The organism is Acinetobacter sp. CWB-B33 (assembly GCF_039655955.1).
In the GTDB taxonomy this organism is placed as follows: Bacteria; Pseudomonadota; Gammaproteobacteria; order Pseudomonadales; family Moraxellaceae; genus Acinetobacter; species Acinetobacter bouvetii.
The window spans coordinates 71080-83651 of sequence record NZ_JAGFEU010000001.1 but is presented as its reverse complement, the minus strand read 5'-3'; the positions used below and the strand labels follow the sequence as shown (position 1 = coordinate 83651).

The following is a 12572-nucleotide window of genomic DNA, read 5'->3' as shown; positions in this document are numbered from 1 at the left end:
CTAACCATAAACACTAAAATTTTTTAACTCACCGAAGCTTAAATCCAGCTTTTTCGAATCCTCTTATTCAAGGGAGTCGAATAATATTTCTCAATCGCCCAACTCAAAATAAACACTGCGATAAAATAAACAGGCAACAACATCAGCTTTTCAGCCGCTAAAGTGTCTTTAGGGAAATATACCACTTTCATTAAGCCGAGAATAATCAAATGAAACAGATACATTTCATAGCTGCGCTGTCCAATCCAGACCAAACTCCGTGCCGTGTATGAGACAGGCTTCACTTTCGGGTCTTGGGTAAAGCAAAATATCAGTAACGCAGTAAGCAGCGCAAATACACTGATGCCCCAAATACTCACTTCTTTGATTGGCGCATAAAAATATAATATGACCATCAACACTGCCGTCACTGCAACAATCATCTTTTGATTATAAATAGTTCCCTTGAAATGCTGCGCATAAATTGCGGTGAGGCAGCCAATGGCAATTCCATCAAAGCTGGAGAAATAGTGATACAGATAGGCGCCGCTTTCCTCACCAAAATGCAGGGCGCGAAAATACGGCGCATAAGCGATGACCGCGAGCAAAAAAACAACAAACCCCTTGCCCAGGCCAAGCCCTAAACACAGGACAGGAAACGCTAAATAAAAGACTTCTTCAACCGAGAGAGACCATAATACGCCCAAAGCATAGTTCACCCAGCCGTATTCAATAATCAACAAATTCATCCAGAAACTGAAGGCAGATAACACCGTCAGTTCGTAAGATACTTCAATGCCATTCGGCGCCTGATTGATAAAAGGCTTCAGCCCTAAACTGCCTAAAAAACTGACCATTGCAACAAGCAGCACCAGACACGGCATAATCCGGGCAATCCGGCGGATATAAAAATCTTTCAGCTGAATCTGCGCCAAAGAACCGCTGCGCTGCAAAGTATGCTGGGTAATCAAAAAACCTGAAATGACAAAAAACATGGTCACACCGTAATTTCCGTTTCGGGCAATCAGCGTACTAAGGCTCTCACCAAAAATGTGCACGCCTAAAACCGTATCATGCAGTTTATAAGGGATATTGAAATGGTGAATCAGCACCAAAAGGATGGACACGCCGCGCAGGATGTCGATTTTATAATTACGCATAGACTGCTGTTAAAATTTTAAAGTGCTTCATTAAAAGTGAAACCGCCTGATTTAAACAGCTTTTAAATCTAAAATCATACAATTATTGAACACTTAATTAGAACCTATTGATTCAATTCCAGCAAAAAGAAAGCCCTGCATAAGCAGGGCTTTCTTTTAAACATTGCGAGTACAAAATAAATTTTGTTAGCTATTCAGCTGCTGTTCTAACAGTCGTTTTTTCATACGCGGCTTATACAGCAGCTGATAGGTCACGGCTAAAATAATCACCCAGAGTGGACTGATCATCAATGCGCGAAGGGTATCCGCCTCTAAGCTCAAAATAATCAACGTAAAGAACAAGAAGATTAAGACCACATAAGACATCCAAATACCGCCCGGCATCTTAAAGGTCGATTTTTCATGCAGCTCAGGACGCAATTTACGGTAGCGGATATAGCACACCATAATAATGCTCCAGATGCTGATAAACAGAATCACGCACAATGAGCTGGCTAAGGTAAAGGCTTCAACCGTGTTTGGTACAAAGTACTGCAGCGCTGCACCCGCCATGATAAAAGCACATGAGAAGAATAGGCCTTTCGCTGGCACCGCACGTTTTGACAGACGCGCCAGGCTCTGCGGCGCTTGCCCTTCTCTTGCTAGGCCAAACAGCATGCGCGATGTCGAGAACACGCCGCTATTCATTGAAGACATCACCGAAGACAGCACCACTAGATTCATAATGATGGCTGAAGTCGGAATGCCTGCATGTAGAAACAGTGAAACGAATGGACTTTGATCCGCAGGAATTTGATTCCACGGCGTCACCGACATCACCACAAACAGCGACAAGACATAGAACAAAATGATGCGGGTTGGAATCGCATTGATTGCTTTCGGCAAATTCTTTTCAGGATCTTTGGTTTCAGCCGCCATGGTGCCAATCAGCTCTACACCGACAAAGGCAAACAGCGCAATTTGAAAACCGGCCAAGAAGCCATCGGCACCTTTAGGAAACATGCCGCCATGCGACCAGACATTGGTAAAGCTGGAAGCCGTGCCATCCGGTGAGTGAAAATGGCTGAATACCATAAAGCCGCCTATCACGATCAGCCCTAAAATGGCTAAAATTTTGATTAATGCAAACCAAAATTCAATTTCACCAAACAGTTTCACCGTCAGCAAATTCAGCCCAAGGACAAACAGCACACAGCCGACACTGATTAAGGCCTGCCCCATGGGCGTGAAGGCCATGTCTGGCGGGAGCCAAAAGCCAAGATAGTTAATAATGGCTGCCAAGTCCGCAATACCGACCAAGACCCAGCCAAGCCAATAAGACCAGCCGATGTAATAGCCCGCACCCGGCCCAATGAGATCATGAGCCATGTCGATAAACGACTTATAGTGCAAATTTGACAGTAAAATTTCGCCCAATGCACGCATCAGGAAGAAGAACATGGTCCCGATAATCATATAAATGACTAAGATAGAAGGACCAGCGAGAGAGATGGTTTTGCCCGAGCCCATGAACAGGCCCGTACCAATCGCGCCGCCAATGGCAATCAATTGCAGATGGCGGTTGGATAATTTCCGTTGTAATTCATGCGATGATGCATTTGCACCGTCAGCTTGTGGGGTAGTCGTCATATTTTAACATCCTGTTAAAGTCCTTTTTGCGTATAAACCATGTTCATACAGTGCCCGCTATCCTAACGGGCGGCATTTATACGCTCATCAGCGCTTTGGTTGAAATCCAAGCGCTGACATACACGGGGAGAGTTTAAAAAATCAGTTTTGTGCAGCCGTCACTGCAATTTCGATCAGCCAGTTTGGATTGACCAAATCAGCCTGAATCGTGGCGCGTGAAGGTGCCACACAACCGTTCATCCAGTCAATCCAAATCGCATTGACTGTTGAAAAATCAGAGAGGTTTTTAATATAGAGCTGAGCAGATAACAAACGTGATTTATCTGTATTTGCCAAAGCTAAAAGCTCATCAATTGTTGCTAAAATTTCACGGGTCTGACCTGCGACATCATTGTCAGTATTTTTTGGCACTTGCCCTGACAAATACACCACTTGATTAAACACAGTGACTGCACTCATGACTTCGTTGGTGTTGAATTTTTGAATGTCTGAATGTGACATAGGTCTTTCCTTGTATGAAACTGTATAAAAATAAAATTTAATCTTGAATAAAATTGACACGTGCAGTGACAGCGCACATCAGCTCATAGCCAATCGTGCCTGACCCTGCTGCGACTTCATCAATGCTGAGCACAGTGCCCTGTTTCGATATCCCCCACAGCACCACTTCACTGCCGACTTGAGCATTTGGGAGCTGAGATAAATCGACCGCCAACATGTCCATGCTGACCCTTCCGACCAAGCTGCTGCGCTGCCCATCGACTAAAATAGGCGTGCCTGTTGCGGTAATCCGTTGATAACCGTCGGCATAGCCGCAAGCCACAATACCGACACGCATGTCGGTTTCAGCCATGAACTTTGAGCCATAACCGACGCTATCGCCTGCTTTTAACTGCTGAATGGCAATCAGCTCGCTGCGCAAACTCATGGCCGGCTGCAAATCCCAGTCTTGAATCGAATGGCTTGGATAATCTGGAGAGCTGCCATAGAGCATGATGCCGCTGCGGATCACATCCGACTGCAACTGTTCATGGCGTAAGATGGCTGCACTGTTGCTGACTGAGCGCGCACCCGGCAGATCATGGGTAATCTCATCAAATAACTGACATTGATGCGCAATACCGTCACGTCCAAAACGCTTACCATCGGCATCTGAAAAATGCATCATATGGGTCAAACGCTGAACTTGAGGCAAGCTGGAAAGCTGCTGCCACACTTGACGGTACTGTTCAGGACGGAAGCCTAAACGGTTCATGCCGCTGTTCATTTTTAAATAAACATCAAACTGCGCATCTACAGGAAAACGCGCCAGCCATTCAAGTTGATATTCACTATGAATGCTGAAACTTAGATCCAGCTCATGGCAGTCAAACAGGTCTTGCTCGGAGAAAATACCTTCGAGCAACAGAACTGGACCTGTCCAGCCCAAAGCGCGGATGCGTTTCGCCTCCGCCAAATCGAGCAGCGCAAAACCATCAGCAGATTTGAACGCTTGATAGACGCGCTCAATACCATGACCATAGGCATTGGCTTTGACCACCGCATAGACTTGGCTATTCGGCATTTTAGTGCGGGCAACATTTAAATTATGCTGCAGTGATTGGCTATGAATCACTGCAGTAATTGGACGCGGCATTTTCTTCTTCCTTGAATCAATATGACCTAAAACGGATTAGGCTGCTGAAGGATAACGTTGAATCGATAGACCTTCAGTACTGATGTCTGGTTGATGATTCATCACCAAGTCACTAATGAGCTTGCCTGAACCACATGCCATAGTCCAACCCAAGGTGCCATGTCCTGTATTCAAGAATAAGTTTTTAAAACGAGTCGCACCAATGATTGGCGTAGAGTCTGGTGTCATTGGACGTAAACCCGTCCAGAAACTTGCTTCAGCTAAGTTTCCACCAGGGAATAAGTCTTGAGTCACCATTTCCAAGGTCGCACGGCGGTCTTGATTTAAGCCGTGGTTGAAACCGCTCAGTTCCGCCATACCGCCCACACGGATACGTTCATCAAAACGCGTAATGGCAATTTTATAAGTTTCATCAAGAACCGTAGACTGCGGTGCAAATGCAGGATCTACAATTGGAATGGTCAGTGAGTAGCCTTTGACAGGGTACACAGGCAAATTCAAATTCAGCGGTTTCAAGAAATCACGTGAATAGCTGCCAAAAGCAAGCACATAGCGGTCTGCTGTAAGCACTTGACCGTCCACTACCACACCTTTAATTTCATCGCCTTCAACCACAAGTTTTTCAACATTTTGGTTAAATTTGAATTTTACGCCCATGTCTTTGGCAAGATTGGCCAAAGCATTGGTAAATAAGTAACAGTCGCCTGTTTCATCATTCGGCAGATGCAAGCCGCCGACCAGTTTGTCTTTGGCATACTCTAAGGCTGGCTCAACTTTGGCCAAGTCATCTTTCAATAATAGTTCGTAGTCGACGCCGCATTCTTTTAACACTTGGATGTCACGCTGTACTGCATCCAGCTGCGCTTCATTACGGAAAACCTGCAAAGTTCCTTTCGCGCGGTTTTCATAATGAATGCCGGTTTCTTTACGCAGTTCACGCAAGCAGTCACGGCTGTATTCAGCAACACGCGTCATACGTTCTTTGTTAATGGCATAGCTTTGCGGATTGCAGTTTTTCAACATTTGCGCCATCCAGTTCAGCTGCCACATGCTGCCGTCAATGTTAATTGCCAATGGCGCATGATGCTGGAACATCCACTTTACAGCTTTAAAAGGAATACCCGGTGCAGCCCATGGTGTAGAATAACCTGGAGAGATTTGCCCTGCGTTGCCGAAGCTAGTTTCTTCAGCAGGACCAGCCTGACGGTCTAAAACCGTAACGCTTGCGCCTTGTTGTGCAAGGTAATACGCACTTGCGACACCAATGACACCACTACCTAAGACAATTACACGCATGATTGATCCCTTACACACTAGTTTATTTCACTAGTATATTTTTGGTTCAATAGTTGATTTTGCTATTTTTGCAGCTTAATTTCAGTGGATTCACTTGTTTTATCGTGAAATTATTAAAAAGACAGGGAAAAATAAATGCGCAAATTAGACCGTATCGACCGCATGATTTTGGATATTCTGCAAAAGAATGGCCGTATTGCCATCAGCGAATTGGCAGCTCAAGTCAATCTGTCCACCACCCCCTGTTCTGAGCGGGTCAAACGGCTGGAACGCGACGGCATCATCATGGGCTATTACGCCCGGCTTAACCCCGAACTCGTTGATAAGCGCCTGCTGGTCTTTCTAGAAATTAAGCTCTCAGCTAAATCTGGTGATGTTTTTGAGCAGGTGGCCCGGGATTTAACCGATATTCCAGAAGTGCTGGAATGCCACCTGATTTCAGGCGATTTCGACTATTTAGTCAAAGCGCGCTTAAAAGAAATGAGCGCTTACCGCAAGCTGCTGGGCAATATTTTAAAAAAACTGCCGGCCTCAGCATCATCCCACAGCTATGTGGTGATGGAAGAGGTGAAGGAAAGCCTGTATTTGGATGTGGATTCTTAGCCCTCCTTAGTATCAAAACTGTACAGCAGTGGCCAAAATGATGCGCAATAAAAAAGCCGCTGTCATAGTAGCGGCTTTTTTATTGCATTCAGCCTATGCAGGAATACGCAGCACCTGTCCCGGAAAAATATCATCTGCATTTTTCAGCAGCGGGCGGTTGGCTTCAAAGATTTTCGTGTATTGATTGGCATCGCCATAGAATTCTTTAGAAATTTTAGACAAATTATCACCGGACTTCACCGTATAGAATTTGCTTTCCGGCTCTGGCGATGCAACGGCCAGCTGATCATCCACCTGCGCTACATGGTCAATATTGCCGACCGCCAGGATAATTTTTTCTTTATCAGCCTGTGTCTGCACCTGGCCTTTTACTGTTGCTAAATCAGAAGTTGAATTATAGCTCACGGAAAGCCCTGCCACAGGCAAGCCCAAACTCTTAATATGCCCCAAAAGCTGATTGGCAATTTCCTGTGCAGAGGGCTCTGCAGGTGTTGCTGGCGCAGCCTGCGGTTCTGCCGGCGCTGTATTTTTCTTACCGATGCCTTTAACAAAATCAAAAAGACCCATGCGCTATACTCCTTATTGTTTTACGTTATGAATCTGAAATTCAAAAATTTATGAACCTTTATTTTTATAGCGAAAAAATCAGCGGCGTTTAGCTGCCATTAGTTTTAAAAACGTAAACTCATGTAAAGTTAAAACTGAACAGGCCTCCATAAAAAAACCGCCAATACTGGCGGCCTTTTTATTTCAGCAAAGCTGAAAAATCAGAAATTAACCCAGTTTCTTAGAAACATAGTCAATTGCAGATTGAACAGTTGTGATTTCGTTAGAATCTTCATCTGGAATAGTGATGTCGAAGTCATTTTCGAAAGACATAACAAGCTCAACTAGGTCAAGAGAGTCAGCACCTAAGTCATCCATGAAAGATGCTTCGTTTTTAATCTCGTCAACTTTAAGGCCAAGTTGTTCAGCAACCGCTTGTTTAACGCGTTGTTCGATATCGCTCACAGGAATTCTCCTCATTGCTTGTGGCGTTTTTAATGCCGTTAGTTTAATTGAATATAAATAATTTGGAAAGTTTATACTTCGGCTTAAGCCATGTATAAACCGCCATTTACGTGTAACACTGTACCAGTAATGTAACTTGCTTTGTCTGAAGCTAAGAAACTTACGGCATCAGCGATATCCTGAGGCGCACCTAAACGGCCTAAAGCCACTTGATCGCTCATTTTCTTACGAATTTCTTCGCTCAACTGTTCTGTCATTTCTGTTGCAATAAAGCCGGGCGCCACACTGTTTACAGTGATTTGACGGCTGCCCATTTCTTTTGCAAGGCTGCGGCTGAACGCTTCAATGCCGGCTTTTGCCGCAGAATAGTTCGCCTGGCCTGGGTTGGCGAAATGCGCAACCACAGAACTGATGTTAATAATGCGTCCAAAACGCGCTTTGGTCATGCCTTTCAGCACACGTTTAGACAAACGGTAGACTGCTTTCAGATGAATGTTCAAAATATCATCCCAGTCATCTTCTGACATGCGAAGCAGCAGGTTGTCTTTGGTAATGCCTGCATTGTTCACCAATGCAAGAACAGGACCATAATTTTGCTCAATGTCTGACACTAACGCATCAATCGCTGCGCCGTCGCGCACATCCAGCACCTTGCCAGCGCCATGTTCACCCAATGCAGCAGAAAGCTTTTCTGCGCCGGATTCAGAAGTTGCTGTGCCTACAACAAAATAACCGTCTTGAATCAGCTGCTGAGCGATGGCTGCGCCAATCCCCCGGCTTGCACCTGTAACCAGTGCAACTTTGCGTTCTTGTGTCATGCAATTTTCCCTTCAGCCATTAAAATGGCGTTTAGTGCATCTTCCAAACGACCTGTTGAGTCTAATGGAAATGCTTTTTCGATATTTGGCAATCGTTTAGCCATATTTGCAAGCACATTGCCCGGACCGCACTCTGCAACATACTGAACCCCTTGGTCCTGAATGAACTGCATGGTTTTGCTCCACTGTACAGACTGGTACAGCTGTGCAGTCAATGCCTGACGCAATTGCGCTACATCAGTGGCAATTTCCGCATTGACATTTTGTATTACAGGTATGCGCGGCAGCTCAATGGCAGTTTGTTCCAAAGCTTCCGCAAACTGCTCAGCCGCAGGCTTCATCAATGAACAATGCGACGGAACAGACACCGGCAGCGCAATCGCTTTGCCTGAATTTTCTTTCGCCAATGCAATAACTGCATCTACAGCGTCTTTAGCGCCTGCAATCACGACTTGACCCTGCGCATTGAAATTGGCCGCTTCAACACTGCCCTGACCCGCTGCGCTTACTTGGGCGCAAAGCTCAATTACTTTCTCATCATCAAAGCCCAAGATCGCTGCCATGGCGCCTGCACCCTGCGGCACAGCATCCTGCATCAGCTTGCCGCGCAAGTTGACCAGTTTCACAGCATCGCCCAAACTCATTGCGCCTGCCGCCACCAAGGCACTGTATTCACCTAAAGAATGGCCTGCCAGATACTTCGGCATGATTCCGCCCAGCTCCAGCCATATGCGCCATAAGGCAATACTTGCAGTCAGCAGCACAGGCTGAGTAAATTCAGTTTGATTCAAACCTTCGCCGCTTTGCGCGATATGCCACAAATCAAAACCAACTGCTTCCGATGCTTCAGCAAATGTCGCTTTAACACCGCTAAACTGTTCTGCAAGATCAGCCAGCATGCCGATTTTTTGTGAACCTTGGCCAGGAAACAAAAATGCAGTTTTAGTTGCCAGAGCCGCTTGCTCGAGTTGTTTAGCAGACATAAAAAAATCCTTTAATTAAGATATGCTGAGACATGACAAATGTTCACTATTTCAGCAAGACCTCATATCAGCTCATATGTGGTGCGGAAATTTAACATTTAAATTTGCATTTAGTAATTGCCAAATACAACAAAAATCGGCACAAAAAAAGGGAGCTTAACGCTCCCATTTTTTCTACTAAGCTTGACGCTTAATACATCATCAATTATTCAGCAGATGCTTTAGCGAATAATTGACGACCACGGTAGACACCATCTTTAGTTACGTGGTGACGACGGTGAGTTTCACCAGTCGTTTGGTCTACTGTTAATGCATTCTCGGTTAAAGCGTCATGTGAACGGCGCATGTCACGGCGAGAGCGACTTTTACGGTTTTGCTGAACGGCCATGATGGCTCCTTACAAATCGAAAAAATGGATCAGAACAAATTCAGTTGTCTTATACTTCACAGTATAACACAAAAATTAGTTAAGTTTACCCTTCAAACCTGCCAAAACATCAAACGGGTTATCCCGCTTTTCTTCAACAAGCTCTTCAACGGCAGGCTGATGCTTATGTTCACAAAACTCATGCTTTGGAGACAAAGGCATCAACAATAACAATTCATCCTCTATAAGCGCCAGTAAATCAGCAGTTGCAGGCGCATCAAAGCTGCCCTTAACCGTTGCTTCACTTTCACCTAGAACAATGAAATCAGCATCCTCATCCAAGCGCTCTATCAGTGACTCATCATCCACAAGAGCCAGATGGAAATCTAAAACAAGTTCAAGATCCACAGAGTTCAGACAGCGCTGACATTCTACAGATACTTTTGTTTCAACGTGACCATCCAGCCATGCAATGCGATGATAGGCATCCATTGATAGCTTACAGTCTATGTTAATCAATTGATTATCAATTGATCCAACAGCTTCACGGGAAATTCGAACAAAACGTGATAATGGCAGTTGACCTGACCACTTGAAGCCTTGTTCGGCCCATTTAAACGGCTCAATCTGTGCCGGAAAGGTATTTGCTGACATAATTAAGGCGGCAATTCTACAAATTCATCAGTACTCTGTCAAAGATTAAGATACAATTTTGTACTTATTTAGACAGACCATTTGGGTAATTCAAGTCATGCATCTGTTGCAGCCGCAAACAGAAGTGAATGTTTCATCACTTATGAGCACACTTTCAACCGCCAATTCTGACAGTTCAGCCAAGCCAGTGCAACTCTCGCAATGGGCTAAAGCATCATCAGAACCAGAACAGGTCGATTGGCTCATCTTACACTTTAATCACTGGTTTTCCCACTTAAATGTCACTTTAGTCAAAGGTGATTTTGAACCTGAATATTTTCCAGCGGATGAAACCGCCCCTGCCCGCATTCAATTTGCGCACGGTTTTTTCAATAGCGCCCTGCATGAAATCAGCCATTGGTGCATTGCAGGCGATCAGCGCCGCCTCTTGCCGGATTTAGGCTACTGGTATGCGCCCGACGGCAGGACAGCTGAACAGCAAGCATTATTTGAACAGGTTGAAATTAAGCCGCAAGCCATTGAGTGGCTGTTTTCCAAAGCGTTTGGACGCAAATTCCGTGTCTCTTTAGATAATTTAACAGGTGAAGGCGGCAACGGCGCTTCTTTTAAAGACAATGTCTACGCACAGCTGCAGCGCTATTTTAGCGGTGACGCCGCGCTTCCGCGTGACGCGCAGCGCTTTATAGACTGCATCTGTTGCTGCACCCGAAGTGGCAAAAGCTTACATTCAAATGAATTTCAACGTGAAATGCTTGATTAAGTGGCGCAATTTCCTCTCTAATAGATGATGTGCCTACCGTGTGCAGATCCATCACAATTTAAACTGATAAAAAATAGCCTATAAAAGCCAGAATCCGGAGGAACTGATATGCTGCATTTACGCGTACATCCCGAAAATCCTCAGCCCCGCCTCATCAGCCAAGCGGTCGAACGCATCCGCGCGGGTGACGTTATTGTGTACCCGACCGATGCCGCTTATGCCATTGGCTGCCAGATTGGCAATAAAAATGCCATGGAACGCATTGCGCAAATCCGCCAGCTTGATGCCAAGCATCAATATGCCATTATCTGTTCAGATCTTTCAGACATTGCCACTTATGCCAAAGTGGACAATGCCATGTACCGACTGCTGAAAAGCAATACCCCGTCTATTACCACATTTATTTTGCCGGCCACCAGCGAGGTGCCGCGGCGCTTAATGCATCCGAAAAAGAAAACCATCGGCCTGCGCATTCCAAGCAACCCGATCTGCCAGCTACTGCTGAAAGAATTAGGTGAGCCGCTGCTGACATCAACGCTCATTTTGCCGGAACAGACAGATCCGCTTGATGATCCCTATGAGATTGAAATGCAGATTGGCAAGCAGATTGATGTGCTGATAGACGGCGGCCTCGGCACATTAAATACCACCAGCATTGTCAACCTCGCGGGTGACCATCCAGAAATCATCCGCCGCGGCGCTGGAGATGTCAGCGCATTTGAATGAATCGGCAGTATTAAATAAGGCTGCCTTCAATAGTGCCGATAATCTCTCTTATAAAAAAACTTACTGAATAAGCTTCAGCAAGTTTTTTTGATTGTGCGGCATATACGGCGCAGCTAAAACGCTTTATCTTTTAAATCTTGCTGATGTATTTTCAGCATTAATGCGCGGCCGCCTCTTCACTGCCCGAATATGCGGCTGCGGGTGAAGGAATCGATGGCGCTGGAGCAGGCGTCAGCGTCATTTGCGGTGGACTCGGATCAGCAGCCTGTTCTAAGTTTTTTAAGGTTAAAAAATTAGGGCACGCGGAAAGCTTTTGCTGGTGTCCAGCCAATTCAGCGCCAAATTTATTCTTTAAAGAAATATGAAAAGTGACTTGATCCTCTTCGAGCACATTCAGCAGCGCAGTTCGCGCCTTCTCTTCCATCGGACGAAACGACTCCATTGACTCGCATCCCATAGTACTGACCATGCTGCGCACATCTTCCGGCAAATCTGTTCCAGAATACGCAGTATTGCGCATATAAAAGCGGATATTTGGATATTGATCCAGTACAGAAAAGTCAATTTTCGCAGCACGCATCAATGGCCGGTATTTTGCCTCAAACTGGGCAACCCCCCCAGACCTCAAATCATGTCGCGCTTCATCTTCAAGCTGCATCATCTGATATTTTGGATAGCCCAAAAACACACCAAAACAGATCATCCCAATCAGCACCAATATCAGCGGCATTTTCCAGTTCCTTATTATTCAATTTTATTTTCAACCAGTTATGCCACAAATTTAAGCTATTCCATCAACCCTAGACAATAGCTTTTAGCTTTTTTTCTAAGCCCTGCTCCATCCTGAATTTTAAGCCCTCTTCTTCTTCAGGCCAAAAGCACCGGCGATTTATGATGTCAGATGCAGCCGAGAAAACCGCCCGAAATCAAGAGCTGTGAAATCAGGCATT

At 45.3% G+C, this 12572-nt stretch carries 15 protein-coding genes; 3 read left to right on the top strand and 12 right to left on the bottom strand.

What is annotated here, in order from left to right; translation table 11 throughout:
- Nucleotides 1-38 precede the first annotated feature (38 nt).
- From JZ784_RS00430 to JZ784_RS00410, 5 genes are all read right to left on the bottom strand, one after another.
- A complete protein-coding gene (locus JZ784_RS00430) occupies nt 39-1139 on the bottom strand; it encodes an acyltransferase (protein WP_346313415.1) in 1101 nt (366 codons plus the stop codon).
- A gap of 186 nt (nt 1140-1325) precedes the next feature.
- A complete protein-coding gene (locus JZ784_RS00425; RefSeq protein WP_005011833.1) occupies nt 1326-2768 on the bottom strand; it encodes an amino acid permease in 1443 nt (480 codons plus the stop codon).
- 141 nt (nt 2769-2909) lie between these two features.
- Nucleotides 2910-3269 (bottom strand): RidA family protein, encoded by a 360-nt coding sequence (locus JZ784_RS00420; RefSeq protein WP_004694941.1) that lies wholly within the window; start codon nt 3267-3269, stop codon nt 2910-2912.
- Between the two features lie 37 nt (nt 3270-3306).
- Nucleotides 3307-4404, bottom strand: a complete 1098-nt coding sequence (alr, locus tag JZ784_RS00415; protein ID WP_346313414.1) for an alanine racemase — start codon at nt 4402-4404, stop codon at nt 3307-3309.
- A gap of 36 nt (nt 4405-4440) precedes the next feature.
- On the bottom strand, nt 4441-5700 hold the full coding sequence (locus tag JZ784_RS00410; RefSeq protein WP_130147654.1) for a D-amino acid dehydrogenase: 1260 nt from the start codon (nt 5698-5700) through the stop codon (nt 4441-4443).
- 135 nt (nt 5701-5835) lie between these two features.
- Here JZ784_RS00410 and JZ784_RS00405 point away from each other — a divergent pair, with 135 nt between their 5' ends.
- Nucleotides 5836-6303: an Lrp/AsnC ligand binding domain-containing protein gene (locus JZ784_RS00405; protein WP_018572660.1), complete on the top strand. Its 468-nt coding sequence runs from the start codon at nt 5836-5838 to the stop codon at nt 6301-6303.
- A gap of 93 nt (nt 6304-6396) precedes the next feature.
- On the opposite strand, the gene lysM is transcribed toward JZ784_RS00405, so the two are convergent.
- The 6 genes from lysM to JZ784_RS00375 form a co-directional block, all read right to left on the bottom strand.
- On the bottom strand, nt 6397-6870 hold the full coding sequence (lysM, locus tag JZ784_RS00400; RefSeq protein ID WP_005011839.1) for a peptidoglycan-binding protein LysM: 474 nt from the start codon (nt 6868-6870) through the stop codon (nt 6397-6399).
- Between the two features lie 207 nt (nt 6871-7077).
- Complete coding sequence (acpP, locus tag JZ784_RS00395; RefSeq protein WP_005011841.1) at nt 7078-7314, bottom strand: acyl carrier protein; 237 nt, start codon at nt 7312-7314, stop codon at nt 7078-7080.
- Nucleotides 7315-7397: 83 nt separating this feature from the next.
- A complete protein-coding gene (gene fabG, locus JZ784_RS00390) occupies nt 7398-8132 on the bottom strand; it encodes a 3-oxoacyl-ACP reductase FabG (protein WP_130147650.1) in 735 nt (244 codons plus the stop codon).
- The gene (gene fabD / locus JZ784_RS00385) at nt 8129-9115 is read right to left on the bottom strand and encodes an ACP S-malonyltransferase (protein ID WP_130147648.1); all 987 of its coding nucleotides are present in this window, start codon (nt 9113-9115) and stop codon (nt 8129-8131) included. The genes fabG and fabD overlap by 4 nt, the downstream gene beginning before the upstream one ends.
- Before the next feature lie 205 nt (nt 9116-9320).
- A complete protein-coding gene (rpmF, locus tag JZ784_RS00380) occupies nt 9321-9503 on the bottom strand; it encodes a 50S ribosomal protein L32 (protein ID WP_005011848.1) in 183 nt (60 codons plus the stop codon).
- A 75-nt stretch (nt 9504-9578) separates the two neighbouring features.
- Nucleotides 9579-10136, bottom strand: coding sequence for a YceD family protein (locus JZ784_RS00375; RefSeq protein ID WP_346313413.1), 558 nt, complete (start codon nt 10134-10136; stop codon nt 9579-9581).
- Between the two features lie 97 nt (nt 10137-10233).
- On the opposite strand from JZ784_RS00375, the gene JZ784_RS00370 reads away from it, so the two are divergent.
- Nucleotides 10234-10896: an elongation factor P hydroxylase gene (locus JZ784_RS00370; protein ID WP_346313412.1), complete on the top strand. Its 663-nt coding sequence runs from the start codon at nt 10234-10236 to the stop codon at nt 10894-10896.
- Nucleotides 10897-11004: 108 nt separating this feature from the next.
- Nucleotides 11005-11622 carry an L-threonylcarbamoyladenylate synthase gene (locus JZ784_RS00365; protein ID WP_346313411.1) on the top strand — a complete coding sequence of 206 codons (618 nt, stop codon included), beginning with the start codon at nt 11005-11007 and terminating at the stop codon, nt 11620-11622.
- A 157-nt stretch (nt 11623-11779) separates the two neighbouring features.
- Here JZ784_RS00365 and JZ784_RS00360 read toward each other — a convergent pair whose 3' ends face one another.
- Nucleotides 11780-12352: a hypothetical protein gene (locus JZ784_RS00360; RefSeq protein WP_346313410.1), complete on the bottom strand. Its 573-nt coding sequence runs from the start codon at nt 12350-12352 to the stop codon at nt 11780-11782.
- Between the last annotated feature and the right edge of the window lie 220 nt (nt 12353-12572).